25 protein-coding genes and 1 tRNA gene are annotated in these 26,701 nt (G+C 67.0%); 12 read left to right on the forward strand and 14 right to left on the reverse strand.

All coding sequences use genetic code 11. From position 1 onward, the window contains the following. Positions 1–180 precede the first annotated feature (180 nt). A complete protein-coding gene (locus PKE72_RS09125; RefSeq protein WP_271165065.1) occupies positions 181–855 on the forward strand; it encodes a YiaD family glycine zipper/OmpA-like lipoprotein in 675 nt (224 codons plus the stop codon). Positions 856–1,300: 445 nt separating this feature from the next. Here PKE72_RS09125 and PKE72_RS09130 read toward each other — a convergent pair whose 3' ends face one another. The 3 genes from PKE72_RS09130 to PKE72_RS09140 form a co-directional block, all read right to left on the reverse strand. Next, entirely contained in the window at positions 1,301–2,461 is a 1,161-nt protein-coding gene (locus tag PKE72_RS09130; RefSeq protein ID WP_271165093.1) for an OmpA family protein, read from the reverse strand. Positions 2,462–2,713: 252 nt separating this feature from the next. Then, positions 2,714–3,169: a MaoC family dehydratase gene (locus PKE72_RS09135; protein WP_271165066.1), complete on the reverse strand. Its 456-nt coding sequence runs from the start codon at positions 3,167–3,169 to the stop codon at positions 2,714–2,716. A gap of 55 nt (positions 3,170–3,224) precedes the next feature. Beyond that, positions 3,225–4,205 (reverse strand): threonine ammonia-lyase, encoded by a 981-nt coding sequence (locus PKE72_RS09140; RefSeq protein ID WP_271165067.1) that lies wholly within the window; start codon positions 4,203–4,205, stop codon positions 3,225–3,227. Positions 4,206–4,262: 57 nt separating this feature from the next. On the opposite strand from PKE72_RS09140, the gene glpK reads away from it, so the two are divergent. Next, positions 4,263–5,759 carry a glycerol kinase GlpK gene (gene glpK / locus PKE72_RS09145; protein ID WP_271165068.1) on the forward strand — a complete coding sequence of 499 codons (1,497 nt, stop codon included), beginning with the start codon at positions 4,263–4,265 and terminating at the stop codon, positions 5,757–5,759. 36 nt (positions 5,760–5,795) lie between these two features. Further along, positions 5,796–6,881: a phosphotransferase family protein gene (locus PKE72_RS09150; RefSeq protein WP_271165069.1), complete on the forward strand. Its 1,086-nt coding sequence runs from the start codon at positions 5,796–5,798 to the stop codon at positions 6,879–6,881. Here the strand turns inward: PKE72_RS09150 and PKE72_RS09155 are convergent. The 6 genes from PKE72_RS09155 to PKE72_RS09180 all read right to left on the reverse strand — a co-directional run bounded on the left by PKE72_RS09155 (position 6,878) and on the right by PKE72_RS09180 (position 12,240). Further along, positions 6,878–7,363, reverse strand: a complete 486-nt coding sequence (locus PKE72_RS09155; RefSeq protein ID WP_271165070.1) for a PA2169 family four-helix-bundle protein — start codon at positions 7,361–7,363, stop codon at positions 6,878–6,880. The genes PKE72_RS09150 and PKE72_RS09155 overlap by 4 nt on opposite strands. A 340-nt stretch (positions 7,364–7,703) precedes the next feature. Then, positions 7,704–8,501: a tryptophan 2,3-dioxygenase gene (locus PKE72_RS09160; protein WP_271165071.1), complete on the reverse strand. Its 798-nt coding sequence runs from the start codon at positions 8,499–8,501 to the stop codon at positions 7,704–7,706. Between the two features lie 39 nt (positions 8,502–8,540). Then, a complete protein-coding gene (locus tag PKE72_RS09165) occupies positions 8,541–9,071 on the reverse strand; it encodes a CHAP domain-containing protein (RefSeq protein WP_271165072.1) in 531 nt (176 codons plus the stop codon). A gap of 48 nt (positions 9,072–9,119) precedes the next feature. Beyond that, positions 9,120–10,247, reverse strand: a complete 1,128-nt coding sequence (locus PKE72_RS09170; RefSeq protein ID WP_271165073.1) for an acyltransferase family protein — start codon at positions 10,245–10,247, stop codon at positions 9,120–9,122. Between the two features lie 67 nt (positions 10,248–10,314). Beyond that, a complete protein-coding gene (locus PKE72_RS09175; RefSeq protein WP_271165074.1) occupies positions 10,315–11,787 on the reverse strand; it encodes a carotenoid oxygenase family protein in 1,473 nt (490 codons plus the stop codon). Positions 11,788–11,811: 24 nt separating this feature from the next. After that, a complete protein-coding gene (locus PKE72_RS09180) occupies positions 11,812–12,240 on the reverse strand; it encodes a DUF2141 domain-containing protein (protein WP_271165075.1) in 429 nt (142 codons plus the stop codon). Between the two features lie 255 nt (positions 12,241–12,495). On the opposite strand from PKE72_RS09180, the gene PKE72_RS09185 reads away from it, so the two are divergent. Then, positions 12,496–12,572 (forward strand) — tRNA-Ala (locus tag PKE72_RS09185). Positions 12,573–12,592: 20 nt separating this feature from the next. Here the strand turns inward: PKE72_RS09185 and PKE72_RS09190 are convergent. Then, a complete protein-coding gene (locus PKE72_RS09190; protein ID WP_271165076.1) occupies positions 12,593–14,773 on the reverse strand; it encodes a primosomal protein N' in 2,181 nt (726 codons plus the stop codon). Positions 14,774–14,953: 180 nt separating this feature from the next. Between PKE72_RS09190 and fsa the strand changes: the two genes are divergently transcribed. The 7 genes from fsa (at position 14,954) to PKE72_RS09225 (ending at position 20,613) form a co-directional block, all read left to right on the forward strand. Further along, entirely contained in the window at positions 14,954–15,607 is a 654-nt protein-coding gene (gene fsa / locus PKE72_RS09195) for a fructose-6-phosphate aldolase (RefSeq protein WP_271165077.1), read from the forward strand. Positions 15,608–15,643: 36 nt separating this feature from the next. Next, a complete protein-coding gene (locus PKE72_RS09200) occupies positions 15,644–16,357 on the forward strand; it encodes a DUF484 family protein (RefSeq protein ID WP_271165078.1) in 714 nt (237 codons plus the stop codon). Then, positions 16,339–17,268 carry a tyrosine recombinase XerC gene (locus PKE72_RS09205; RefSeq protein WP_271165079.1) on the forward strand — a complete coding sequence of 310 codons (930 nt, stop codon included), beginning with the start codon at positions 16,339–16,341 and terminating at the stop codon, positions 17,266–17,268. Before PKE72_RS09200 ends, PKE72_RS09205 begins: the two co-directional genes overlap by 19 nt. 37 nt (positions 17,269–17,305) lie before the next feature. Further along, positions 17,306–17,761: an iron-sulfur cluster assembly scaffold protein gene (locus tag PKE72_RS09210; protein WP_271165080.1), complete on the forward strand. Its 456-nt coding sequence runs from the start codon at positions 17,306–17,308 to the stop codon at positions 17,759–17,761. 79 nt (positions 17,762–17,840) lie between these two features. Beyond that, positions 17,841–18,089: a membrane protein insertion efficiency factor YidD gene (gene yidD, locus PKE72_RS09215; protein WP_035305826.1), complete on the forward strand. Its 249-nt coding sequence runs from the start codon at positions 17,841–17,843 to the stop codon at positions 18,087–18,089. After that, positions 18,086–20,014: a threonine--tRNA ligase gene (gene thrS, locus PKE72_RS09220; protein ID WP_271165081.1), complete on the forward strand. Its 1,929-nt coding sequence runs from the start codon at positions 18,086–18,088 to the stop codon at positions 20,012–20,014. The genes yidD and thrS overlap by 4 nt, the downstream gene beginning before the upstream one ends. Positions 20,015–20,112: 98 nt before the next feature. Then, positions 20,113–20,613: a YciE/YciF ferroxidase family protein gene (locus tag PKE72_RS09225; RefSeq protein ID WP_271165082.1), complete on the forward strand. Its 501-nt coding sequence runs from the start codon at positions 20,113–20,115 to the stop codon at positions 20,611–20,613. Between the two features lie 60 nt (positions 20,614–20,673). Here the strand turns inward: PKE72_RS09225 and dapD are convergent, their stop codons facing one another. From dapD to argB, 3 genes are read right to left on the reverse strand one after another with little or no spacing between them, the layout of a single operon-like run. Beyond that, positions 20,674–21,531, reverse strand: a complete 858-nt coding sequence (dapD, locus tag PKE72_RS09230) for a 2,3,4,5-tetrahydropyridine-2,6-dicarboxylate N-succinyltransferase (RefSeq protein ID WP_271165083.1) — start codon at positions 21,529–21,531, stop codon at positions 20,674–20,676. Further along, the gene (locus PKE72_RS09235) at positions 21,528–22,187 is read right to left on the reverse strand and encodes a pyrimidine 5'-nucleotidase (RefSeq protein ID WP_271165084.1); all 660 of its coding nucleotides are present in this window, start codon (positions 22,185–22,187) and stop codon (positions 21,528–21,530) included. The genes dapD and PKE72_RS09235 overlap by 4 nt, the downstream gene beginning before the upstream one ends. Beyond that, positions 22,184–23,113, reverse strand: a complete 930-nt coding sequence (gene argB / locus PKE72_RS09240; RefSeq protein WP_271165085.1) for an acetylglutamate kinase — start codon at positions 23,111–23,113, stop codon at positions 22,184–22,186. Before argB ends, PKE72_RS09235 begins: the two co-directional genes overlap by 4 nt. A 155-nt stretch (positions 23,114–23,268) precedes the next feature. Between argB and PKE72_RS09245 the strand changes: the two genes are divergently transcribed. Further along, entirely contained in the window at positions 23,269–24,615 is a 1,347-nt protein-coding gene (locus PKE72_RS09245) for a glycosyltransferase family 4 protein (protein ID WP_271165086.1), read from the forward strand. Here PKE72_RS09245 and PKE72_RS09250 read toward each other — a convergent pair. After that, positions 24,588–26,504: a glycosyltransferase gene (locus tag PKE72_RS09250; RefSeq protein ID WP_271165087.1), complete on the reverse strand. Its 1,917-nt coding sequence runs from the start codon at positions 26,502–26,504 to the stop codon at positions 24,588–24,590. The genes PKE72_RS09245 and PKE72_RS09250 overlap by 28 nt on opposite strands. Between the last annotated feature and the right edge of the window lie 197 nt (positions 26,505–26,701).

Below are 26,701 nucleotides of genomic sequence, written 5' to 3' on the forward strand. Positions count from 1 at the left end.
CAGGCGCTATGCGGCGGCTTCATACGCCTATTCCGCCGCCATGTCAGTCGGGGCGGATTGTCCTGGAGGCGGCTTTACAGGCTGACGGATGCGGAGGACCTGTTCATCTATGGTACAGCTTGGAACCTAGACAGTAAGCGGGCGTTTTCGCGCCAGACTGCAATTCGGAAGGAACATTCCATGCGCGCCAAGATTATCGTCGCCAGCGTCTCCATCGCCGCCCTGCTTGGAGCCGCCGCCTGCACCACGACCGATCCCTATCGCTCAACCCCGACCCGCAACAACACCGGCACGGGCGCGATCGCCGGCGCACTGGGCGGAGCCCTGCTGGGTTATCTGACCAATACGTCGAACGGCGAGCAGGGTCGCAAGAACGCCCTCATCGGCGCCGGCATCGGCGCGCTCGGCGGCGCGGCCGTGGGCCAGTATATGGACCGTCAGCAGCGCGCCATGGAGGCCGAACTGTCGGGCAGCGGCGTCGGCGTCGCGCGCCAGGGCGACAATCTCATCCTGCGCATGCCATCGGACGTGACCTTCGCCACCAACCAGTCGTCGATCGATCCGCGCTTCCTGCCGGTGCTCGACGACGTCGCGCGCGTGCTGGAGGAATATGATCGTTCGACCATCGATATCATCGGCCATACCGATTCCTCGGGCGGCGACGCGATCAACCAGCCGCTTTCGGAACGCCGCGCCGCCAGCGTCGCGTCTGAGTTGGTGCGACGCGGTGTGATCGCTGAGCGTCTTTATGTTGCGGGCGTCAGCTCCAGCCAGCCGGTGGCGTCCAATGCGACTGCCGAAGGCAAGGCTCAGAACCGTCGCGTCGAGATCCTGATCCGGCCGTTCACGGGCTGATCTGACCTGTCGCAACGTTCAAGGAGGGCGGCGTCATGGACGCCGCCCTTTTTCATGGGGCGCACCGAACCGTGATTTGCACCGGGTCGCGCCGTATGATTCCCCGGAGGGCGTGGCGGTGGGAGAAGTCTGGTGGCGCCTGACGGTCCAGGGTTTGGGCAGGGTCTGAAGCTTGCGGGGATTGCGCTGGTCAGCGCCATCCTTACGGCCACGCTCGTCGTCCTTGTCGGGGAAGCGTTTCTTCAACCGTCTCAGCCGACAACACTCGATCCGCAGATCCAGCTGACATCCTCGGCAGACTGATGCCCGAAGGGGCAGTCGTCGGCGCACACACACAACAACAGCCAAAGAAAAACGCCGCTTCCGGGCGGAAGCGGCGTTCAATCTTACGACAATCTTCTGACCTGGGGTCGGCCCGGGATCCGAGCCGACCCTTTGAGCGGTCTTAGAAGTTGATGTCGATGGTGGCGCGACGGTTCAGCGGCTCACGCACGCCGTCAGCCGTGGGCTTGGCCAGGGCGGTTTCGCCCTTGCCGTCCAGGGCGATGACGCCGCCGTTGACGCCTTGAGCGACCAGGGCGTCCGCGACGGTGCGCGAACGACGGTTCGACAGGCCGAGGTTATAGGCGGCCGAGCCCGAGGTGTCGGTGTAGCCGACGATGACGACGCGGGTTGCGGCGCCGGTCTTGGCGTAGCTGGCGGCCTGGCTGACGACCGAGCGGGCTTCAGCGGTCAGGTCCGAACGATCCCAGTCGAAGTAGACCACGAACTGACGCGCGGTCGGCTTCTGAGCGACCGGCGGGGGCGGCGGCGGGGGCGGAGGAGGCGGCGGGGGCGGAGGCGGCGGGGGCGGGGGCGGCGGAGGAGGCGTCTCTTCCGCACCGAAGCTGTAGCGCAGGCCCAGGGTCACGGTGTGCGACTGGTCGTAGTCGCCGTCCCATTCGCCGAACGACGTGGCGCCAGCGCCGGTGCCGACCGTCGTCGAAGCGAACGTCGTGTCGCCCGTCAGATAGCGGTAGGTCAGGTCGATGTTGGCGCGGTCGCTGATGGCCCAGGCCAGACCGGCGATCGCCTGAGCGGCGAATTCGGTCGACGTGTCGTCAACGTTGAAGGCGGCTCCGCGATTGGCGCGAAGGTTGCCGATCGTGTTGGTGTCGACGCGGTTCACGCCGGCGCCGAGGCCGACGAAGGGACGCACGCCCCAGGCTTCATAGCCGAAGTCATAGATGACGTTCGCCATCAGCGTCACCGATTCGATGTCGCCTTCCGGGGAGAAGCAGCCGCCGTTCGAAGGCGTCAGATTGCAGAGACCCTGGGTCCCCGACACGGCGCGAACCTTGCCGATGTCGCCCGAGCGGTAGCCGCCTTCCAGTTCAACGCGCCAGCTGGGGTTGAAGCGATAGCCGAGACGGGCGAAGGCCGCCCAGCCGTCGTTGACTTCATAGTTCCAGTTTGCGCCAGTGGTCGACGACTCGGCATTGATGTCGTCGATGATGTGGTAGCCGGCGTCAACCGCGCCGTACCAGCCGTTCGGCTCGGCCGACGCAGCGCCAGCGGACAGGGCCAAAGCGGCCGCTGCGCTGGAGGCCAGCACGAAAGTCTTCATACGCATAGGGGGTAGCCCTCCGCCTGTTTTGATCTAGGGCGGGTCTACCGCCTCCGCGGGTCTTATCAGCGTTGCCGTGGAACGTCGAGGCGAAAACGAGGCGGCCAAGAGGGCGGCGCCAACCACCGTGCTATTGATGCTACAGGTTAAATTGGCGATCCATGGCCAAGTCGGCCGATTTTAGACCGTTTTCGGAGCACTTGCATTCACCCTAGGAAAGGGGTGTGGTCAGCGCAGCCCTCGCGCTCGCGCCTAGCCGCCGACGATTTGCATACCCAACCATTCCGCGATCAGCGCCGGCTTGTCCGCCCCTTCGATTTCCACCGTCAGTTCGTGCTTCAGAAGCCAGCGCCCGCCCCCCTTGTCTTCGGCCGATATCAGGCGAAACCGACCGCGTACGCGTGACCCGGCCGGGACAGGCGCCAGGAACCGCAGCTTGTCGAACCCGTAGTTGATTCCCATCGTCAGGCCGTCCAGAGGCGCGACGGCGTCGTAACTCATCGCCGAGGCCAGGCTGAGGGTCAGAAATCCGTGTGCGATGGTCCCGCCAAAGGGCGTGGTCTTGGCCGCTTCCGGATCGACATGGATAAACTGTCGGTCCTCGGTGCAGTCGGCAAAGGCGTCGATCCGCGTCTGGCTGACCTCGAACCATCGCGAGACGCCGATCTCCTGCCCGATCAGGCCCTGGAGTTCCTGCGGCTTCGTCATTCCATTCCTCCCTTTTCCGCGAAGCCTGACCCAGGCGCCGGGGGAAGGAAAGGGGTCACGCGCCGAAACGGCCCTCGATGATCTCGGCATACAGGCCGGGATCCACATTGCCGCCGGACAGGATCAGCCCCGTCGTCAGGCCCGCGCCCGAGACCTTTCCGGTGAGCAGGGCCGCCAGCGACACCGCCCCGCCCGGTTCCACCACCAGCTTCAGATGGCGGAAGGCGAACCGCACCGCCTCGGCGACCTCGGCGTCGGACACGGTCACGGCGCCGGCCAGGCGGCGGTTGATCGGCCAGGTCAGGACGCCGGGCATGGGGCTCATCAGGGCGTCGCAGATCGACGGCGGCCCGGCCGGATGCCCGACCCGTTCCCCGGCCGCCAGCGACCGGGCCGTGTCGTCATAGGCCTCGGGCTCGACCACCAGGACGCGGGTCTGTGGGCTGCGCTCGGCCATGACCAGATTGATCCCGGCCATCAGCCCTCCGCCCGAGGCGCCGCACAGCAGCTGGTCCATCGGCGCATCGGCCTGGTCCAGCATCTCCAGCGCCGTCGTGCCCTGGCCCTCGATGATGAAGGGGTCGTCGAACGGCGGGACGAGGACGCAGCCCCGCTCGGCGGCGATGGCGGCGCCGATCGCTTCGCGGCTCTCGGTCCAGCGGTCATAGAGCCGCACCTCGCCGCCGAAGCCGATCACCCCCTCGATCTTCACCTGGGGCGAGTCCGACGGCATGACGATGATCGCCGGCGTCCCCACCAGGGCCGCCGCCGCCGCCACGCCCTGGGCATGATTGCCGGACGAGAAGGCCACCACGCCGCGCGCCTTCTCCTCGGCGCTCAGCCGGCTGATCCGGTTATAGGCGCCGCGAAACTTGAAGGCCCCGGCCCTTTGCAGGTTTTCCGCCTTCATCAGAACCCGGCCGCCGACCACGGCGTTCAGGGCGGGGCTCTCGATCAGGGGCGTGCGGACGGCGACGCCGTCGATCTGGCGGGCGGCGTCGAGAACGCCTTCATAGCTGGGCAGGTGCGTCGTCATATGCTCCCTTTAGCCCGAGCCGCAGGCGTCGCCCAAGGCGGTGCAGGAGAGAAATTCATGAGCCTGATCCTCGCCATCGACCAGGGCACGACCTCGACCCGGGCCATCGCCTTCGAGGTCCGGGACAAGGATCTTCGTCCGGTCGCCGTCAGCCAGATCGAGTTGGCCCAGCATTTCCCCCGATCCGGCTGGGTCGAGCATGACGCGGCCGAGATCTGGTCCGCGACCCTGCAGATCTGCCGCGAAGTGGTGCGCCAGGCGGGCGGCGTCGATCGTTTCGCCGCCATAGGCCTCACCAACCAGCGCGAGACGGCGGTGATCTGGGACGCCGCGACCGGCGAACCCCTTCACCGCGCCATCGTCTGGCAGGACCGCCGCACCGCCGACGTCACCGCCCGCCTGACCGCCGAGGGGCATGAACCGACGGTCCAGGCCGCCACCGGCCTGATCCTCGATCCCTATTTTTCGGCGACCAAATTCGCCTGGCTGCTGGACGCCGCGCCCGGCTCGCGCGAGCGCGCGGCGCGGGGCGAGGTGAAACTGGGCACGATCGACGCCTGGCTGATCTGGAAACTGACCGGCGGCCGCGTTCACGCCACCGACGCCACCAATGCGTCGCGTACCGCCCTGATGGATCTGAAGACGGTCGAGTGGCGCGACGACCTGTGCGCCCTGTTCGACGTGCCGCGCGCGGCGCTTCCCGCCATCGTCCCCTGCGCCGGCCTGATCGGCCAGACCGATCCGGCGCTGTTCGGCCGCCCCCTGCCCATCGCCGGATCGGCGGGCGACCAGCAGGCGGCCCTGGTCGGCCACGGCGCCCTGCAGCCCGGCGACGCCAAGATCACCTACGGCACCGGCGCCTTTCTGGTGGCCAATGTCGGGGAGACGCCGGTCGCCTCGACGCGCCGTCTGCTCGGCACGCTCGGCTACCGGGCCGACGGCCGCACCGCCTACGCGCTGGAGGGGTCGATCTTCTCGGCCGGCTCCGCGATCCAGTGGCTGAGGGACGGGGTCAAGCTGATCTCCGAATCCCGCCAGTCCGAAGCCCTGGCCCAGAGCCTGGCCGACAACGGCGGGGTCTATATGGTGCCCGGCTTCACGGGTCTGGGCGCGCCTTGGTGGGAGCCGGAGGCGCGCGGGACCGTGGTGGGGCTGACGCGGGATTCGGGCCCGGCCCATTTCGTCCGCGCCGCGCTCGAGGCCCTGGCCTATCAGACCCGCGATCTGCTGGACGCCCTGGCCCAGGACGGCGCCCCGCCGCTGAAGACGCTGAAGGTCGACGGCGGCGTCACCGCAAACAGTTTCGCCATGCAGTTCGTCGCCGACATCTGCGAGGTTGAGGTCGAACGTCCCGCCTTCCAGGAGATGACGGCCCTGGGAGCGGCGCGCCTGGCCGCCCTGGGCGTCGGCCTGCTGTCCGATCTGGAGGCCCGTCCCGCAGAGGCCCCGGCCTGCTGGAAACCCCGAATGAAGCCGCAGGAGCGCGAGCGTCTTCTTTCCGGCTGGCGCCGCGCCGTCAAGGCCGCCATCATCGCCGCGCCGGACCGCGCCTAAGACGCGGGCGGCTCAAAGGAAACGACAGGACTACACATGACCGACGCCTCCGACGCGCCTATGCAGGATGCTCAAACGGCTTTTTCCGGCACGCGCGAGGTCGATCCCCGCTACCGGCTGGACGAGGCCGCGCTGGACGCCTGGATGACCGACCATGTCGGGGGCTACGCCGGCCCGCTGAAGGTGCGCCAGTTCAAGGGCGGCCAGTCCAACCCCACCTATGAGTTGTCCACCCCGACCGCCGCCTATGTGCTGCGTCGCAAGCCGCCCGGCGTCCTTCTGCCCAGCGCCCACGCCGTGGATCGCGAATTCCAGGTCATCTCCGCCCTGGCCGCCCAGGGCTTCCCGGTGGCCAAGCCCCATGCGCTGTGCCTGGACGAGGCCGTCATCGGCTCGATCTTCTATGTGATGGACAAGGTCGAGGGCCGCATCCTATGGGACCTGAAACTGCCCGGCCTGACGCCCGACGAACGCCGAGCCATCTACCATGCCCAGACCGACGCCCTGGCCCGGCTTCACGCCTTCGATCCCGCCGCCATCGGCTTGGCCGACTATGGCAAGGCCGGCAACTATTTCGCGCGCCAGGTCGGGCGCTGGACGAAACAGTATCGTGCTTCCGAGACCGAACCCGTCCCAGCCATGGACCGGCTGATCGCCTTCCTGCCGGACAGCCTCCCGCCCGAGGGGCCCAGCCGCATCGTCCACGGCGACTTCCGCCTCGACAATATGATCCTGGCTGAGGATCGGGCCGAGGTCCGCGCCGTGCTCGACTGGGAGCTGTCGACCCTGGGCGACCCGATGGCGGACTTCTCCTATCTGCTGATCGCCTGGGCCATTCCCGCCAGCCTGCGGAACGGACTGGCCGGCGCCGACCTCGAGGCCCTGGGCATTCCCTCGGTCGAGGAGACCGTGGACCGCTACGCCGCCGCCACCGGCATGCGGCCCGCCGACCTGGACTGGCTCTACGCCTACAACCTGTTCCGACTGGCGGCGATCTGCCAGGGCATCGCCGGCCGCGTCCGCGACGGCACCGCCGCCAGCGCCCACGCCCGCAGCATGGCCGCCCAGGTCGGGCCGCTCAGCGACGCGGCCTGGGGTTTCGCGAAACGGGCGGGAGTCTAGGTCGGATACAGCGGGTTCGAGGCGTCCCTCTGGCCTTCCAGACTGTGTTTAAGGGCGTGCATCTCGTCATGCCCGATCTTGATCGCCGCATAGGCGCGACGGACGGTCTCGCGTGTGGTGGCGGAGATGCTCGTGTCCTCCAGCGCCTTTTCGAACTTGTCGGCGATGAAGCCTTCCCCGCTGTTGATCGAGCCGACGACGGAATCATCGTTGCGCAGCAGGGCGTGTTTCACATCCAGAAAGGCGCGATGGGCCTTGGCCAGGATCGATCCGTGCGGCTCGGGGTCGCCGCCCAGGCTACGCACGGCGCCCGATAGGGCCTCCACCACCTGCCGCCGTTCGGCGCTGCGGTTCTCGAACAGGGTGCGATAGTGCGGGTCCTCGGTCTGTTCGGCCGCCTCGTGATAGCCGTCGGCGCTGTCCAGCGTGGTTTCGATCAGTCCGTTCAGAACCTTGATGTCATGGGCGTTGGGATTGGTCATGTCGCTTCTTCCTTCCGCATTGCGGTCGAACGGCGAAATGGCCGGACGTGGCGAAGGTTGCCGTATGCGGCGATCCGACGATCAAAACGGCGTCAGAACCTGCCGGCTTCAACCTTGCTCCACACCTAATTCCAGAGAATAAGCCGCCTGTTTTCAAGGCGTCGACGCGGATTCGCCGCCCTCTTCTAAGCAAGATCCGGCCAGCGCGCATACTGGGCGGATGAACGCTCAGCCCCGCCCCGTCGCTTGCCCACCCGTCTCTTGCAAACAATGGACGAAAATAGACTCAAAAAAATTGCAGTGGATTCCGTCTATTTCGCCTCCGGGCCTTGGCGCCGGGTCAGAGGCTCGTGCGCAGCGACCACAGCTCGGGGAAGCAGCGCTTGGTCAGGGTCGAGGCCAGATAGGCCGCCCCCTCGGTGCCGCCGGTGCCGCGCCGCCGGCCGATGATCCGCTCGACCGTGACCACGTGCTTGTGGCGCCAGGTCAGCAAGGCGTCGTCCAGATCGACCAGTTTCTCGGCCAGCTGATACAGGGGCCACCAGCGTTCGGTGTCGCGATAGACCTCCAGCCAGGCCGCCTCCACGGCTTGCGACGGCTCGTAGGGCTGGGTCACGTCGCGGTTCAGCACCTCGGCCGGCACCGGCAGGCCGGCCTTGGCCATCTGGGCCAGGGCGTCGTCATACAGGCTGGGGGCGGCGATGGCGGCCTGGAGCGCGGCCAGGGCCTCGGGTCGGTCCGTGTGGAACTTCAGGAAACTGGAATCCTTGAGCCCCAGCATGGCCTCGAACCGGCGGAACTGATCGCTCTGGAACCCCGAGGACGAACCCAGCGAACCCCGGAACCGCAGATAGTCGGCCGGTGTCATGGTCGACAGAATGTCCCAGCTCTGGGTCATCACCGCCTGGATGCGACTGACGCGGGCCAGGCTCTTGTAGGCGGGGACCAGGTCGCCGGCGCGCACCAGGGTCTGGGCCAGGGCGACCTCGTGCAGGATCTGTTTGAGCCACAGTTCCTTGGTCTGGTGGATGACGACGAACAGCATTTCGTCGTGCTGGTCCGACAGCGGATGCTGGGCGGAAAGCAGGTCGTCCAACGCCAGATAGCCGGCGTAGGTGATGTCGCTGGATTGGGTCATGCCCGCCTATCGCCCGGTCGGGCGGGCGGTGCAAGCGGCCTACTGGCGGGATTGGCTCGTGGCGTTCGAGGCGATCTGGCGTCCGGTGTCGAAGGCGTCGCGGGCGCCTTTGTAGATGAAGCCGTAGGTCGGATAGACGGTGGTGCCCAGGTCGTTGATCGGATTGTACCAGACCTTGACCTGCGACCAGTCGTTGGACGGCGAGACGTCGACGACGGTGACGTTCTCCTCGACCTTGCCGCGGCTGCCGCCCCAGTTGGCGTGGGTGACGCGGACTACGCGGTCGGTCAGGATGTCGGAGACGACGGCGACATGGCCCCGGCTCATGCGGCCTTCGGGACGGAAGACCAGGACCGATCCGGTCTCGGGCGCCTTGCCTGTGCGGAAGTTCGCGGCGGCCTGACGCCACCAGGTCCAGGCGTCGCCGAAGATGTTGATGCCCGAGAACATGCGGGCGAAGGTCACGCACTGCCAGTACGGCTCATCGGCCTTTGCGGAAGAGGGCGCGACGCCCAGCGCAAGAAATCCGAAGGTCGTCGCAACCGCGACGGCTTTGAGCCGTTTAATCATGCTTGGCCTGTATCCCGACTGCCGATGGTCTTTTTAGACCATAGGAAATTAGGATTGAGAAACCCTTTTCGGCGTACCGGCGTCGGGTGTTTTGTCGCTTGACGCGCTTTTGTGACGGAGCGCCATCCCCCTCAAAGCCTTGCGAGCCGGGTGTTCGACCAGGTGATAGGAGACGGCTGCGACGACCGGCAAAAGAGCCAGAATCGCCAACCACACGAAAAGTTGAAGCTGCTTGTCCGGGGCGTCGGTGACCTTGGCCGCCAGGTTCACGGCCAGCAATTTCCACGGCACGCAGACCATATAGACCGAATAGCTGATCTCCCCCAGATAGACGGCCGGCTTCGACGCCAGCCATCCGGCCCGTTCGTTCGGCAGCGAGGCCAGCGACAGGATCAGGGCTCCGGCCAGCAGGACCGTGACCCCGTCCCACAGGCCCAGGGCCGCACTCATCACCATCAGGCCGAACGACACGGCCGCTGCAGTCCAGGGCGCCTTCAGCGGCGCCCGGCGATAGACCAGATACAGGGCGCAGCCCAGGGCGAAACAGGGCACGATCCGCAGCGCCCCCCAGCGGATGGTGGCCTCGGTCAGGGGGAAGCCCGCCAGCCGCTCGAACCCGTAGTAGAGCGCCGCCAGGAAGACCGCTGCTCCGAGGAAGGCTAGGACCGGGCGCTGACGCAGCCGCCAGAAGACCCAGGCGAACAGGGGGAAGCACAGATAGGCGAACCACTCGGCCGAGATCGACCAGGACGGGTGGTTCCACCCCGCCACCGGCGCCAGGCCCCAGGCGTGGACCATCAGCAGATTGGCCGGCAGCGACGCCCAGCTCAGCACATTGCCGTCCACGCTCATCCCCGCGATCAGGGCGGCGCCCGCCAGCAGCCCCACCCCGACCAGGGTCGCCAGGTGCAGCGGATAGACCCGCGCCACCCGCGCCCACAGGAAGCTGCGGTACGAGAACCGCTTCTCGCCCGCCGCCTGTAGATAGACGTGGCTCAGGATGAAGCCCGACAGGACGAAGAACAGTTCGACCCCCAGATAGCCCTTCTGGACCAGTGCGGAGGACGGCGCCCCGGCCAGGTTCTCCCAGAAGGCGTAGACGGCCACCCAGATCGCCGCGCCGAAACGCAGGGCGGTGATGGGGCGAAGATCGGCGGGAGTCTGGACGGGGCTCATGGTCTCACCTTGACACGTCGGTCTTGTCGAACCGTGAAGGCCCGCAAGCTTCGCGCCCCCGCCCCCCTTACCCCGCCCAGGTCCCGTGGAAGCCCGCCGGCAGGGCCGTGTCCGCCTGCCAGGTCGCCACCGGCCCGTCCTCGACATGGGCCGCGTCGAACACGTGCAGCTCGGTCCGGCCGGCCTTCAGATTGACCGACGGCCCGACCAGCCAGGCGTCGGTTTCGGCCGTGGCGCCGGGCTTGGGCACGAAGATCGTCTCCTCGACGATCTGGTGGAGACCGAAGGTGAAGCCGTGCGACCGACCGCTGTCCCAGTCCTGCACGGCCAGACCCGTGGGCAGGGGGCGTCCCGTGGTCTCGCCGCTGGTGTGAACGGTCAGGCTGCGCTTCAGCCCCAGACGGCGCGGATCGGCCTTGGGGAATTCGCCGACGGCGTCTGTGGTCAGCATCTCGGCCTTGCCGTCGGGACGCAGGGTGATCAGCGCCAGCTTGGCCGGATCGCCCGGCACGACCCCGTGTCCCTCGACCAGAACCCGCGCCCCATCGACGGCGAAGCGCGGATCGCCGCTGGCCGCCACATCGAAGCGGATCGTGCCGTCCGCCTCGGCCCAGGCGTCGCCCAGATGGAAGTGGAAGAAGCCCGGCAGCTCATAGAGGCGCGACTGCGTCAGGTCGTCCTTGTCCAGCACCATGACCTGGGTCCCCGTCTCGGGACGCCACACCAGGCCGTTGATGACGGGCAGGGCCTGGCGTTCCTGAATCCAGGGCTGAAGCACCAGGATCACATGCCGGTCGGTGGCGGTGAAGTCGTGCATATAGCTGGCGCGCGGCAGGCGGACGATCTCGGCCCGGTTCAGGCCCCCGTCGGGGTTCAGCCGCCAGATCACGGCCCGGTCGCCGGCCGTGCCGACATTCCAGATCGAGCCGTCGGGCGCGCGCCGAGGATGGGCCTGGAACGGCATGCCCTTGAGGTCGTCGCGCAGGGTGACGAAGCCCTGGCTCGACAGGTCGGCCGCATCCATGGCCAGGGGCGAGCCGCCTTCCCAAAGGGCCCAGACCTGGTTCCCGGCCGCCATGACCGCCGTATTGGCGGCGTTGGAATCGTCGTTCGAGCCGACGCGGGCCCGCGCGTCACCCCTTGTGCCGAAGCCGGGGGTCACGACGGCGTCCAGTTCGGTCTCGACCCGGCGCTTGGGCGTATCGGCGAACCGGGCCTCCAGCGTGGCCTGACCGTCCTGGATGCGGAAGGCCCGCATCAGGCCGTCGCCGTCGAACCAGTGGGTCACGGACCCGCCCGGCCGCCGGAACCGACCGGGTCCGTTGCGGAACAGGGCGCCTTCCAGACCCGCCGGCGCCCGGCCGTGGATCAGGCGCATCGTCTGACGCGGCAGGTCGCCCTCGACATCGCGGGTGGCCAGGGCCCAGTCGGCCTTGGCGGCGACGTCGAGAGCCGCAGCGGCGCGAACCATCTCGGGTGTGGCGACGGCGGCCGACAGGGCGGCGGCGCCCATCAGGAAAGAACGACGGGAAGGGGTCATGGTCCGGCTCCGAGCTTAGGTCTGTTACTTCAGGCTGATGGTCTGGGCGACCGCGCCGGTCGCGGCGAACTTCGCGCGGTCCCACGAGGCGGGCCCCATGTTGCCGACGGCGTTGTTGGAGAAGGCGAAGGGTTCGACCGGCATGCCGAACGGATTGGTCTTCATCTTCCCGTCGCCGTCCATGTCGTGGAAGGCGCGCATGGCGTAGTCGCCGTCCGGCAGATCTGCGAACGTCACCCGCCGGGACGGCGCGCCCGCCTCGACCATGGCGTAACGAACCGGCTGGCCCTCACCGCCGTAGTTGGCCTCGCTGTTGAACAGGGCGACCATGATCCGTCCCGTGGGGGCCGCCACGTCGAAGTCGAAGGTGACGTCGGCCGCCAGGGCGGACGTCGACGCCAGGGCGGCGGCGGCAAGGGCGGCGCAAGCGCAGAGGGTGGAAAGGGTCTTCATGGCGCAGTGTCCTGTTCAGGAGGACCGATGACCGGCCCTCGATGACCTGACCCTGAAGACGAGGGCTCGCCTTCGCCATCGGACATGCGGGAGCGACCACCTGGCCTTCGTGAATGACCGCTGCCGCCATCGGCGAAGCGCGTGTCGCCGCCCGTTCGATGATTCAGCGCCCCATCTCGCCGCTACAGCGCGTTACAGGTCGAAACGCGCGCGATATCCGCCACGGCCCGGTCTGTGGCAGTCTGCTCGCGTTACGGCCTGGTGGCGGAGTGGCTACGCGGCGGGCCTGCAAGCCCGAAAACCCTCCGTTCGACTCGGAGGCCAGGCCTCCATCCTCTTCGCCTCCCAGAGGTCAGAGGAAGGAGTAGGGATCGACATCGACGGTCAGCCGGACCGAGGCGGGGATCTTCACCCGCGTCAGCCAGGCGCGCAGGAAGGCCTGAAGGTTCACATCGCGGTCGGCCCGCACCAGCAGCCGCTTGCGGCGCCGTCCGCGCACCAGGGCCAGGGGGGCGTCGGCGGGACCATAGACCTCCAGCCGTTCGGCGTTGGGAATGGCCTGGGCCAGGTCGGCGGCGACCTTCTCCACCGCGGCCGCATTCTCGCTGGACAGGATGATCGCCGCCAACCGGCCGAAGGGGGGCAGGGCCGCCGCCTCACGCTCGGCCATCTCCGCCTCGACGAAGGCGTCCCGGTCGCCGGCCGCCAGGGCCTGAAGCACCGGATGTTCGGGGGTCCAGGTCTGCAGAATGGCCCGCCCCGGCCGGTCGGCGCGACCCGCCCGTCCCGTCGCCTGGGCCAAGAGCTGATAGGTGCGCTCGGCCGCCCGCAGGTCGCCGCCCCGCAAGCCCAGGTCCGCATCCACCACCCCGACCAAGGTCAGGCGCGGGAAGTTGTGGCCCTTGGCGGCGGCCTGGGTCGCGACCAGGATGTCGATCTCGCCGTCGGTCATTCGCTGGATTAAGGCCCGCGCAGACTTGGCGTCGGGCGCGGTGTCAGAGCTGAACACCGCCGTCCGCGCCTCGGGGAACAGCTGACGCACCTCTTCCTCGACCCGTTCGACGCCGGGACCGACCGAGACCAGCGAGTCCTCGGCCCCGCACGATGGGCACAGTTTGGGCCGGGCCATCGAGAAGCCGGTCAGGTGACAGACCAGACGGCCGGTATAGCGGTGCTCGACCAGCCAGCTGTCGGTGTCCGGCGCCGTCAATCTGTGCCCGCAGACGCGGCACAGGACGACGGGGGCATAGCCGCGCCGGTTCAGGAACAACAGGGTCTGCTCGCCCCGCGCCAGGGTCTCGCCCACCACCAGACGCAGCGGTTGCGACAGCCAGGTCTGGGGATCGGGCGTGTGCTGGCGCAGGTCCAGCAGTTCGATATCGGGCATCACCGCCACCCCGTGACGCGCGCCCAGCTTCAGCCAGCCATACCGCCCGGCCTGGGCGTTCCAAAGGGTCTCCAGCGACGGCGTGGCCGAGGCCAGGACTACGGCCGCCTTTTCGATCCGCGCCCGCGCCACCGCCAGATCGCGCCCGTGATACACCAGACCCTCTTCCTGTTTGAACGAACTGTCGTGCTCCTCGTCCACCACGATCAGCCGCAGGTCGACGAAGGGCAGGAACAAGGCCGAACGGGCGCCGACCACGATATTGCACCGACCGGCGACCACCGCCTCCCACACCTGACGGCGGCGCGGCGGGGCGACGCCGGAATGCCATTCGGCCGGGGCGGCGCCGAACCGGGCCGTGATCCGCTCGATCAGGGCCTGGGTCAGGGCGATCTCGGGCAGAAGGATCAGGATCTGCGCCGCCGGATCGGCCCGCAGCACCCGGGCTATCGCTTCCAGATAGGCCTCGGTCTTGCCCGACCCCGTGACGCCGTCCAGCAGGAAGGGCCGGAACCCGCCGCCCGTGACGCCATCGGCCAGGGCCGCCGCCGCCGCCGCCTGGTCGCCGTTCAGCGTCGCCGGCGCATGGTCGGGATCGGGTCGGTCGAACGCCGCCTCCGCCGCGATCTCGATGATCTCCAGAACCCCCTCGTCGATCAGGCCTTTCACCACGCCGGATGACACCCCGGCCGCCCGCGCCAGATCGGCGCCCGCCATGGAGCGCTCACCCAGGGCCTCCAGCACGCCTGTCCGGGCCGGTGTGGCGCGCGCCGGCTGGCGATCGCCGACCCGTCGCACCCGGCGTTCCGGCCGGGGCCGCGGTGCGCGCAGCCCCTTCAGCGCGGTCGCCGCCATCTCGCCGGGCGGGGACAGGGTCCAGCGCCCGGCCCATTCGACGAAGTCCATCACGCCGGCCGGTAGCGCAGGATCGTCCAGTCTCGACTCCACCGATTTCAGCCGCCGGTTGGAGCCGGTGGTCTCGAACACCTCGGCCACCACGCCCCGGATCAGCCGCGGCCCCAGCGGCACGGCGACCTGATCGCCGCGCGCCAGCGTCATGCCTTCGGGCGCCACGTAATCGAAGGCTTCCGGCACGGGCAGGGGAATGAGGACCGAGGCGACTTTCACTCGCCGTCTCCTCCCCATGAAATGGGGAGGGGGACCACGAAGTGGTGGAGGGGCTCTTGCCGCATCACAGGCGCCTGTCGTGCGGCCAGAGCCCCTCCGTCACGGCGCGAAGACGCGCCGCGCCACCTCCCCATCGCAAGCGTTGGGGAGGAGAAAGGGAGTCGCATCCGCTGCTCGGTGACGCTAAAAGCCCTGTCCATGAAACTCTTTCTCGATACCGCCGACGTCGCCGTCATCAAGGACATGGTCCCCACCGGCATGGTGGACGGCGTCACCACCAATCCGTCGCTGATCGCCAAGTCGGGCCGGAACATCGCCGAGGTCATCGCCGAAATCTGCGCCCTGGTCGAGGGGCCGATTTCCGCCGAGGCCGTCTCGCTCGATTTCGAGACCATGGTCAAGGAGGGCGACAAGCTGGCCGCCATCGCTCCGAACGTGGTCGTCAAACTGCCCCTGACCTGGGACGGCCTGCGCGCCTGCCGCGTCTTCACCGACAAGGGCATCAAGACCAACGTCACCCTGTGCTTCTCGGCCGCCCAGGCCCTGCTGGCCGCCAAGGCCGGCGCGACCTTCGTTTCGCCCTTCGTCGGCCGGTTGGAAGACAATGGCGCCGACGGCATCGCCCTGCTGGAAGAAATCCGCGTCCTGTATGACGTGCACGGTTTCGAGACCCAGATCCTGGCCGCCTCGCTGCGCAACGTCGCCCATGTAGCCGCTGCGGCCGTCGCCGGATCGGACGCCGCCACCTTCGGCGCCGACACATTCAAGGCCTTGGTAAAGCACCCGTTAACCGACAGAGGTCTTGATGCCTTCGTGGCGGACTGGGCCAAGACCGGTCAGTCCATCCTGTAAATCGCGCGTCACGGAGAGGTCTGTTTGAGCGGCTCATTGGACCTTTTCGAAACCTCGGAAGCGGAGGCCGTCCCCCATCTGGGCGACGGCCTGCACTGGCCCGAGGTGCGCGGTTGGCTTCAGACCCATCCCCAGACCCTGCTGGACGATCGCTCCCTGCTGGAAGAGATCGGCCTGCGTCCGCACGGCCGCAACGTGGTGGAGTTCGGCGCCGCCGCCCTGACGCGGCTCGAGGCGGTGGTCGAGCGTGAGGCCGGCGCCCGGCGTGAGGTCGAGACCATCGCCCGCGCCAATTTCGCCGCCCAGACCCAGACACACGTCGCCGCCCTGGACCTGATGGAGGCCCGCAACCATTCCGACCTGGCGCGCCGTCTGGACGCGGCGGCCCAAGGGCGGTTCGGCCTGGCCGGCGCCGCCATCGCCCTGGAACGCCCCGGCGGCGTGCCGTTTGGCTGGCGTGGCTTGGAAGCCGGCGAAGTGGACAATCTGCTCGGCGAACACGGCCTGACCTGGCTGGGCCCGATGTTCGAGGGGCTGGACCTGTTCGGCGCGGCCGCCGATCAGGTGAAATCCGTCGCCCTGATCCGCATGGCGCCGCATCTGACGCCGGGCGAACCGCCGCGGCCCTGCCTCTGCGCTTTCGGCTCGCCCGAACCCGAAGGCTTCACCCCCACCATGGGCTGCGAACTGGCCGCCTTCCTGGCCAGGGTGGTGGAGCGGATGGCTGAGCGATGGCCGGTGCTGAACTGACCGCCCCCGAGGCCCTGCTCGCCTGGCTCGAGCATCTGGCGCACGAGCGGCGGCTGTCGCCCCGCACCCTGGAGGCCTACGGCCATATCGGCCGGCTCTATGTCGCCTTCCTCGAACGCCATCGCGGCGAGGCCCTGACGTTGAAGGCGCTCGGGACTGTCACCGCCGCCGAGGTCCGCGCCCATCTGGCGGATCGCCGATCCGGCGATCATCCCCTGGCGGCCCGATCCCTCAGCCAGACCCTGTCGGCCATTCGCGGCTTTCACGCCTTTCTGGACCGACGACTGGACACGCCCGCGCCCCAGCTGGCCCTGGTGCGCGGCCCCCGCATCAAGCCATCCCTGCCTCGACCGGTGACGGAGGACCAGGCGCGAGGCCTGCTGGCCGAACCCGACGCCGATCCGGACGCTGAGCCGTGGGAAGCCGCCCGCGACCGCGCCGTCCTGACCCTGCTCTACGGCTGCGGGTTGCGGATTTCCGAGGGTCTGTCCCTGACCCAGGCCGATGCTCCGTTGGGTGAGACCCTGCGTGTTCTCGGCAAGGGATCAAAGACCCGGATCGTCCCTGTTCTGCCCGCCGTCCGCGCGGCGGTGGACGCCTATCTGGCGCTCCAGCCCTTTCCGCTTCAGCCGTCCGACGCCCTGTTCCGCGCCCGACGCGGCGGCCCGCTCAGTCCGCGCCACGTCCAGGCCTCGGTCCAGCGACTGCGCGGTCGGTTGGGCCTGCCCGAACGCACCACCCCCCACGCCCTGCGCCACAGTTTCGCGACCCATCTGCTGGGCGCCGGCGCCGATCTGCGTTCGATCCAGGAACTGCTGGGCCACGCCAGCCTATCGACGACCCAGAAATACACCGGCGTCGACGCCGAACGCCTGCTGAACGCCTATGCGGCGGCCCATCCGCGCGCCTAGGCTTTCCCCTAGGCCTCGCCCGTCCTATCTTTCCGCCATGATCGACGATCTCTACAGCGCGCGCATTCTGACGCTGGCGGCCAACCTGCCGCATGCGGGGCGGTTGCCGGCGCCTGACGGGACCGGCGAGCGGATCGCCAAACTGTGCGGATCGCGCGCGACGGTCGATGTGACGCTGGACGATCAAGGCCGCGTCGTCGGCTTCGCCCAGGACGTCAAGGCCTGCGCCCTGGGTCAGGCGGCGGCCGGGGTGTTGGGCCAGTCCGTCATCGGCGCCTCGGGCGAGGAGATCGCCGACGCCCGCGACGCCATGGTCGCCATGCTGAAATCCGGCGGCGACGGCCCGGTCGGCCGGTTCGAGGATCTGCGCCTCCTGCGTCAGGTCGCCGACTATCCCGCCCGTCACGCCTCGACCCTGGTGGCCGTCGAGGCGACGCTGGAGGCGGTCAATCATGCGTTGGCCGAGCGAACTCGTCTCGCCGGCGCGGCCTGACGGGCTCTGACCGGTTGATCCCCCTGCCATGACAGGGGATAAGCGCGGCGAACCCATCCAGCCCCCGGCGAAGGGACATATGTCTCTCTATGAACGCGGCGTCCGCGCGGCCCATCGGGGCTACAAGCTGACGCTGTCCCCCCTGATCGGCCAGCAGTGCCGCTTCCTGCCGACCTGTTCGGACTATGGGCGCGACGCCCTGATCCAGCACGGGCCGGTCAAGGGGGGATGGCTCACCGTGCGTCGCCTCTGTAAATGCCATCCCTTCGGCGGTTCGGGCTATGACCCGGTCCCGCCCCTGAAGACCGACGAAAAAGAACAGTCATGATCGATCTGAAATTCCCCGACGGCGCGGTGCGTCAGTATCCGGCCGGTTCGACGGCGCGCGACGTCGCGACCTCGATCTCGCCGTCCCTGGCCAAGAAGGCGGTGCTGGCCGAGCTGAACGGCGAGCAGCGCGACATGGGTCGGGTGCTGGAAACCGGCGGCGACTTCCGCCTGATCATGCGCGACGACCCCGCCGCCCTCTATACGATCCGCCACGACACGGCCCACGTCCTGGCCGAGGCGGTTCAGACGCTGTTCCCGGGAACCCAGGTCACGATCGGCCCGGCCATCGAGGACGGCTTCTATTATGACTTCTTCCGCGACGAGCCCTTCTCGACCGACGACTTCGCCGCCATCGAGAAGGAGATGGGCCGGATCGTCGATCGCGACGCCAAGTTCGAGCGCGAGGTCTGGGACCGCGACGAGGCCATCGTCTTCTTCGAGGCGCGCGGCGAGAAGTTCAAGGCCGAGCTGATCCGCGACCTGCCCGAGAACGAGACCATCACCCTGTACAAACAGGGCGACTGGATCGACCTGTGCCGGGGCCCGCACTTCCCCTCAACCCGCCATGTCGGCAAGGCGTTCAAACTGACCAAGCTGGCCGGCGCCTATTGGCGGGGCGACAGCAAGCGCGAACAGCTGCAACGCATCTACGGCACGGCCTGGGCCACCAAGGAAGACCTGGACGCCTATCTCCAACGTTTGGAAGAGGCCGAAAAGCGCGACCACCGCAAGGTCGGCAAGGCGATGGAGCTCTTCCATATGCAGGAAGAGGGCCGGGGCATGGTCTTCTGGCATCCGAAGGGCTGGGTTCTGTGGCGCGTGCTCGAGGCCTATATGCGCCGTCGCCTGGACGCCGCCGGCTATGTCGAGGTCAAGACGCCCCAGGTGCTGGACCGCAAATTCTGGGAACAGAGCGGCCACTGGGACAAGTATCGGCCCAATATGTTCGTCTGCGAGACGGTCGAGGGCGAGACCCTCAGCCTCAAACCGATGAACTGCCCCGGCCACGTCCAGATCTTCGATCAGGGTCAGCGCTCTTATCGCGAACTGCCGCTGCGCATGGCCGAGTTCGGCGCCTGCCACCGCTACGAGCCGTCGGGCTCGCTGCACGGCCTGATGCGGGTGCGCGGCTTCACCCAGGACGACGCCCACATCTTCTGCCGCGAGGACCAGATCGTCGAGGAGACGGCCGAGTTCATCAAACTGGCCCGCAGCGTCCACGCCGACTTAGGCATGGAGACCGCCTATATCAGCCTGGGCACCCGGCCCGAGAACCGCGCCGGTTCGGACGAGTTCTGGGACAAGGCCGAGGCTCTGATGGCCGAAGCCGCCCGCGCCGCCGGGACCGAGCCGGTGGTCACCGAGGGCGACGGCGCCTTCTACGCGCCCAAGCTGGACTTCATCGTCAAGGACGCCATCGGCCGCGAATGGACCTGCGGCACGATCCAGCTGGACTATGTCCTGCCGGAACGGCTGGACGCGACCTACATCGCTGAGGATGGCCAGAAGCACCGGCCGGTCATGCTGCACCGGGCGATTCTGGGCAGCTTCGAGCGATTCATCGGCATCATGATCGAGAACTACGCCGGCGCCTTCCCGCTGTGGCTGGCCCCGACGCAGGCCGTGGTGGCCACCATCACCTCGGACGCCGACGACTACGCCCGCGACGTGGTGGCCCGGTTCAAGGCCGCCGGCCTGCGCACCGAGATCGACCTGCGCAATGAGAAGGTGGGCTATAAGGTCCGCGAACACTCGGTCGGCAAGGTCCCGGTCATCGCCGTGGTCGGGCGCCAGGAAGCCGAACAGGGCATGGTCGCCATCCGTCGCCTGGGCTCGCAGGCGCAGACCGTGGTTTCGGTCGAGGAAGCCATCCGCATCCTGACCGACGAGGCCACCCCGCCGGACCTGAAACGCGCCGGCTGAAGCCCTAAGCTCGGTTCCGAACACAGGAACGGTTCTCAGCCGGATCGCTTGTGATGGGGTGCGCCCCCGCGCCCCATCACAATTTGCGAGACACCCCCATGGCTGAGAAAACCCTCGACACCCTGTTCCACGACACGCTCAAGGACATCTATTACGCCGAGCGCAAGATCCTGAAGTCCCTGCCCAAGATGGCCCGCGCCGCTCAGTCGCCCGAGCTGAAGGCCGCCTTCGAAAAGCACAAGGGTCAGACTGAAGGCCAGATCGAACGCCTGCAGCAGGTGTTCGAGATCATCGGCAAGGCCCCGCGCGGCAAGACCTGCGACGCCATCGAAGGCATCCTGGCCGAGGGCGAAGAGATCATGGAAGAATACAAGGACAACCCGGCCCTCGACGCCGGCCTGCTGGCCGCCGCCCAAGCGGTGGAGCACTATGAGATCACCCGCTACGGCACCCTGAAGCGCTGGGCCCTGGTGCTCGGCATGGAAGACGCCGCCGCCCTGCTGGATGAGACCCTGCAGGAAGAATCCCAGACCGACGAAGACCTGACCGGCATCGCCGACGCCGCCGTCAACGCCGACGCGATGAAGACCGCCGCCTGATACAGGCGTGATGACATCGAACGGAGGCGGCCTCGCGGTCGCCTCCGTTTTCATATGTGATCAGTCGCGCAGCAGTTCGTTGACCCCGGTCTTGGCCCGGGTCTGGGCGTCCACCCGTTTGACGATGACGGCGCAGTACAGCGACGGACCGCCCTTGGGATCCGGCAGGGATCCCGGCACCACGACCGAATAGGCCGGCACCTCGCCCCGGAAGACCTCTCCCGTGGCGCGATCGACGATCTTGGTCGAGCCCGACAGATAGACCCCCATGGCCAGCACCGCGCCCTCGCGCACGATCACACCCTCGGCCACCTCGGCGCGGGCGCCGATGAAACAGCCGTCCTCGATGATGGTCGGATTGGCCTGAAGCGGCTCCAGCACCCCGCCGATGCCGGCCCCGCCCGACAGGTGAACGTTCTTGCCGATCTGGGCGCAGGAGCCGACCGTGGCCCAGGCGTCGACCATCGACCCCTCATCGACGAAAGCGCCGATGTTCACGAATGACGGCATCAGCACGACATTCTTGGCGATGTAGGCGCCCTGACGGACGATGGCGCCCGGCACCGAGCGGAAGCCGGCGGCTTGATAATCGGCGGCCGCCCAATCGCCGAACTTGTTGGGCACCTTGTCCCAATAGGGACCGACGCCCGGGGCGTGGCTGGTCGGGCCCCGGTCGCCGGCGCGCATGATCTGGTTGTCGTTCAGACGGAAGGACAGCAGCACCGCCTTCTTCAGCCACTGATGCGTGGTCCAGACCCCGTCCTCGCCGCGCGAGGCGACGCGCGCCTGGCCGGCGTCCAGCAGGGCCAGGGCGGTATCGACCGCGTCGCGCACGTCGCCATGGGTGGCGGCCGAGACATCGGCGCGGGCTTCCCACGCGGCCTCGATGACGGATTCGAGATGCGACAGGTCGGTCATGCGGCGTCCTTGAAAGTCAGGGCGTTGAGGAAGTCGAGAAGGTCAGGCGCGATATGGTCGATATGGTCGCCCAAAGGCTTTCCGTGACCGTCGCCGATCAGAATCGTGGCCATGCCCAGAGCCTTGGCCGGCTCCAGGTTTCTGGGCGTGTCCTCGAAGAAGGCGGAACTGCGGGGCTCAAAATCGAACCGTTCGATCATGTGGCGAAAGGTCGAGGGCTCGGGCTTGGGCGTCAGATCCCCGTCCTCAATGGCGAACACGCCGTCAAAACAGTCGGCGATCCCGATCCGGTCCAGCACCCGGTGCGCATACTCCCGCGCGCCGTTGGTGAAGACGAAACAACGCCCCGGCAGGGTCTTCAGCCGCTCGGCCAGTCGCGGATTGGGCTCCACCCCGTCCAGCGGCACCTCATGCACCACGCGCAGGAAGTCCTCGGGATCGATGGTGTAGTTGGCCATCAGCCCGGCCAGGGTTGTGCCATGCTCATCCAGGAACTGACGTTGCAACACCCGCGCCTCCTGCGGGTCCAGGCCCACCGCCTCGACCACATAGGCGTTGATCCGCGCCTGGACCAAGGCCATCAGCCCCTGCTCGCGCGGATACAGGGTGTCGTCCATGTCGAACACCCAGGCGTTGACGTGCGACAGGTCGATCAAGACGCCTTCACCAGGGTGCCGGCGCCGAACTCGGTGAACAGCTCGACCAGCATGGCGTGCGGTCGGCGACCGTCCAGGATGACCACGGCCTCGACCCCGGCGCGCACCGCCGCCATGGCCGTCTCCAGCTTGGGGATCATGCCGCCCGAGGCGACCCCGGTGTCGATCAGGCCTTGCGCCTCCTCCAGCGTCATCTGGCGAATAATCTCGCCGTCCGCGCCCTTGACCCCCGGCACGTCGGTCAGCAGCAGCATCCGCTTGGCGCCCAGCGACCCGGCGATAGCCCCCGCCACCGTATCGGCGTTGACGTTATAGGTCTGGCCGTCCTCGGCCACCCCGATCGGGGCGATGACCGGAACCCAGTCCTCGGTCTCCGACGCGATCAGCCCCTTGATCAGCTTGGGATCGACCTTGGTCGGTTCGCCGACATAGCCCAGATCGACCTCGTGCTCGATCATGCTGTCGGGATCGCGCTTGGTGCGACGGGTCTTCTCGACCGTCAGCAGACCGGCGTCCTTGCCCGACAGGCCGACGCCGCGCACGTCCGCCTCCTTGCCCGCCATCGTGATCCAGTGGGCGATCTCTTTGTTCACCGCGCCCGACAGCACCATCTCGGCGACCTCCATGGTCGCGGGATCCGTGACCCTCAGCCCATCGACGAAGCTGGACTTGACCCCCGCCTTCTCCAGCATGGCGCTGATCTGCGGCCCGCCGCCGTGCACCACGACCGGGTTCACCCCCATCAGTTTCAGCAGCACCACATCGGCCGCGAACTGACGCGCCACGGCGCTCTCGCCCATGGCGTGGCCGCCGTATTTAATGACCACGGTCTCGCGGTCATAAACTTGGATATACGGCAGGGCCTCGGCGAGCGTCTTCGCCGTCTCCCAGCTGCGTTCCTCGGACTGGCGTTCTGTTTCGTTCATCACCGGCGCGAGATAGCGGGGGAGGGGGGCGCTGTCACGCGGGAAGCTAAAGCTCTGGCCCGGCAATAAGCTGCAATGAGCTGCTGGCTACTCGATAATAGCCCATGTTAGGCCCTCTAGGCTAAACAAGCCTCCGCTTCGCGAGACAAGCCTGAATGCCCATACCGTCCAGCGAGAAACCGGATCGGCCTGCGATCTGCGTCGATGGTTTCAACCTCGCGGCGTCGCAGGGCACCGGGATCGCGACCTACAGTCGAAACCTGCTTGAAGCCGCCAGCCGCCTTGGCTTCCGAACAGAGGCTCTTTTCGGGCCGACGCTTTCACCGGAGTCCGTGCGCCCTTTTGGCGAAGTCGCGATCCTCGATCCTGAGCGGCCGGCAACACCGCTGCGCTTCATGCGGAAGGTCGAACGGGATGTTCGGACGCGCCTGAGCCCATTTGGACGAACCGCCAATCCTGTCGCCATCTCTAAAGACATCATCTGGCCAGGAGGCGACGCCGCCCGCCCCCGGGCGGACCGATTTTGGGCCAGCGACAAGCTCTATTTCTACGCCAGTCGCGCATTCAAGAAACACGGCAGCGGCACGCCTGTGACCTTCGATAGGCGCAACGCGCCGCCGCCCGACGTCATGCACTGGACGACCCTGCTGCCGCTGCGCGCCCGTGATGTGCCGAATATCTACACCATCCACGACCTCATCCCGTTGCGCCTTCCGCACACGACGCTGCACAACAAGCCTGTGTTCATGGCCATGTGCCGGGAAGTCGTGCGCCACGCCGACCACATCGCCGTCGTCTCTGAGGCGACGCGTCAGGATGTCATCCGCATGCTGGGGGTGCCGGAAGACAGGGTCACCAACACCTACCAGGCCGTCAGCCTGCCAAAGGCTTTGACCGATAGGACGGAGCAGGACATCGTCGCCGAACTGGAAGCGACCTTCCAACTCGGCTGGAGCAGCTATTTTCTGCATTTCGGCGCGGTCGAGCCGAAAAAGAACCTTGGTCGCGTCGTGGAAGCCTATCTGGCGTCAGGCGTAACGACGCCTCTCGTGATCGTTGGCGGTCGCGGTTGGCTGAGCGAACCAGAGACTGCGCTCCTGGGTCACGTGAAGGCGATCGGCGGTCCGAGTTCGGATCGCATCCATGTCTACGAATATATGTCCTTCGCTGCCTTGGTCAGCCTGATCCGAGGCGCAAAAGCTGTCCTCTTCCCCTCTCTTTATGAGGGGTTTGGGCTACCCGTCCTGGAGGCGATGAGCTTGGGAACGCCCGTTCTCACATCGAACCAGGGCTCGCTTCCTGAGGTGGCGGGCGATGCAGCCCTTCAGGTCGATCCCTACGATGTCAACGCTTTATCCCAGGCGATCCGCACTATCGACGCCGACGCCGACTGGCGCACCGACGCTTCCATTCGCGGCAAGACGCAGGCGGCGCTCTTCAGCGATGACGCCTATGACGCAAGGCTGCGCGCTCTCTATGCCAAGGTCGGCGTTTCCGGCTGATCGGAAGGACGGCTTTCGGTCTTGATAGCCCAATCCATCACTTCCTCGGCTGTCAGGCTTCGCATGCCCGCGAAAAGACGAATGCCGCGCCCTTCCCATTGAGGATTGCGGGTCGGATCAAACCGAGCGCGATCCCCCCAACGCGCGAGCAGCCGCCCCATTTCTTCTGAGACGCGCTTTCGTTTGGCTTCGGTATTGGAATGGCCGCGGCTCAGAGACTCATGATGCCGCAAAACCAACTCAGGCGCGTAGAGAATGGTCCAGCCGACCGCTCCTGCGCGGAGACAGAAATCGACGTCGTTGCAGGACACAGCGAAGTTTTCGGCGTCGAAACCGCCGACCTGATCGAAGACCGAGCGACGCATGGCCATAAAGGCTCCCGTCACGGCCGTCGCCGGCCTGCGCCGCACCCACCGGTCAAGCGGCCCGCGCTCGTCCGGACCGGCCCGCAATCCTTCGTGCAAAGGTTCGCCGTTCAACGCCCCCATCACGATGCCCGCGTGCTGGACACGATCGTTCGGGTATATAAGCCGCGCTCCGACGACCCCCACGCCGTCCATAGACAGAAGTCGTCGAGCCGTCAGATCCCAGCTCTCAGACAGCATTTCCATGTCGTTATTGGCGAAGACGACAATAGGATGTTCCCGCCCTTCGCAGGCGATATTGTTGAGACTTGCCCAGTTGAACGGTTCGTCGCGCCGGAGAATTTCCACGCCCTGACTTCGCCAGTGCTCCAGCATTTTAAGGGTGCCGGATTCACGGCTTCCGTTGTCGATGACGACCACATCTACTTCGTCCCTAGACGACGCGTTGCGGAATAGTGAGGTCAACATAACTTCCAAAGCAGCGCCTTCATCACGGGTTGGGATCACCACGAGAATTCGTCCGGCGACTTCCGGCTGTGGCTTGGAAGGGCGCTCGGTATTCAGTGACCTGTCCGATGCCTTGGCGCAAGCTAAGACGAGGGGAACATGCCTGACTTTTCCCCGGGTCAGGGCCCACGACAACAGCCCTCTAGCGCCGAAACCGCGTGCGTCGTTTCCATGATCGCGAAAAATGATCACTGCGGGCGGCGAGGGGTTGGTGACAAGGTCCAGAAAATGAGGCGCCGATTGAAGGATCGGGCGCTTTGTGCCGACTGTATCCACTTCGTCGTGATCGCAATAGGCGGCGCACACATCATCGGTCAGCGCCCAAATGAGCCAATCGAGACAATCCGGCGTCAACACCGTACCCGCATCGATCAACAGAACCGGATTGAGGGCGGCTGTTCGTGTCAAGTTATCAGACATGAGCAAGGCTCCGGGGGCGGTTGGGCCAAAACTCTCAACGCCTTGCGATTGGTCGCATCCCTTCAGCACTGTTGCGTGCCAGTTTACGGACGTCAGTCCTCGCAGGGATGCGAGAGTCATCTCTACTTCCTCCTTGGTGCAGGTCTGCGCCTTGATTTGAATCTCGACTCTGTCGACCGATCGGGCGGGGGCTCCGGGACGCGATATGACGCCCGGCTGAGAAAAGGGAGGGATGGCCGTTTCGGCTCCGACCAACTCTAGCATTTGACTTCGGATGGCATCGGCTTCGTGCGAAAAGTTCGCTTCATCCAGCACCTCCGCCAGCGTGAGTTTGATGTTGGCCTTGTCCGGGCGCAGCGACAGGGCCTCGCGAAGGACAGAAATGGCGGCAGGAAGATCGCCCGACTCTCTCAAGGTATTGGCTAGACGCACGCGCACGCCGATGTCATGCGGCCGCCGACTGAGGTAACGCTCGTAGTGGCCGACTGCCGTGCTCCAGAGATTACGATGTCGAGCCGCGTCGCCCTCTTCGGCCCCGTGCCGCCTTCGAGCTGCATTCAACCGGCGATCCGCCAGACTCTTCAAAAATTGTCGCAAGCCCGTAAACCCTACGGAAGATTTGGCTTATTGAGCCATTGCGCTCCCTATCGCAAAAAAGCTGCCTTAAATCATCTGCTATCGCTCTGGTGCACGCCGTTTGAGTCTGAAAGCCATGCCAGTTTCTTCCAATCCTGTGACCCTTCTCCGCCCGCGCCGTTTCGGCGATGCGCGCGGCTGGTTCATGGAGACCTATT

Source organism: Brevundimonas intermedia, from assembly GCF_027922165.1.
Classification (GTDB): domain Bacteria; phylum Pseudomonadota; class Alphaproteobacteria; order Caulobacterales; family Caulobacteraceae; genus Brevundimonas; species Brevundimonas intermedia.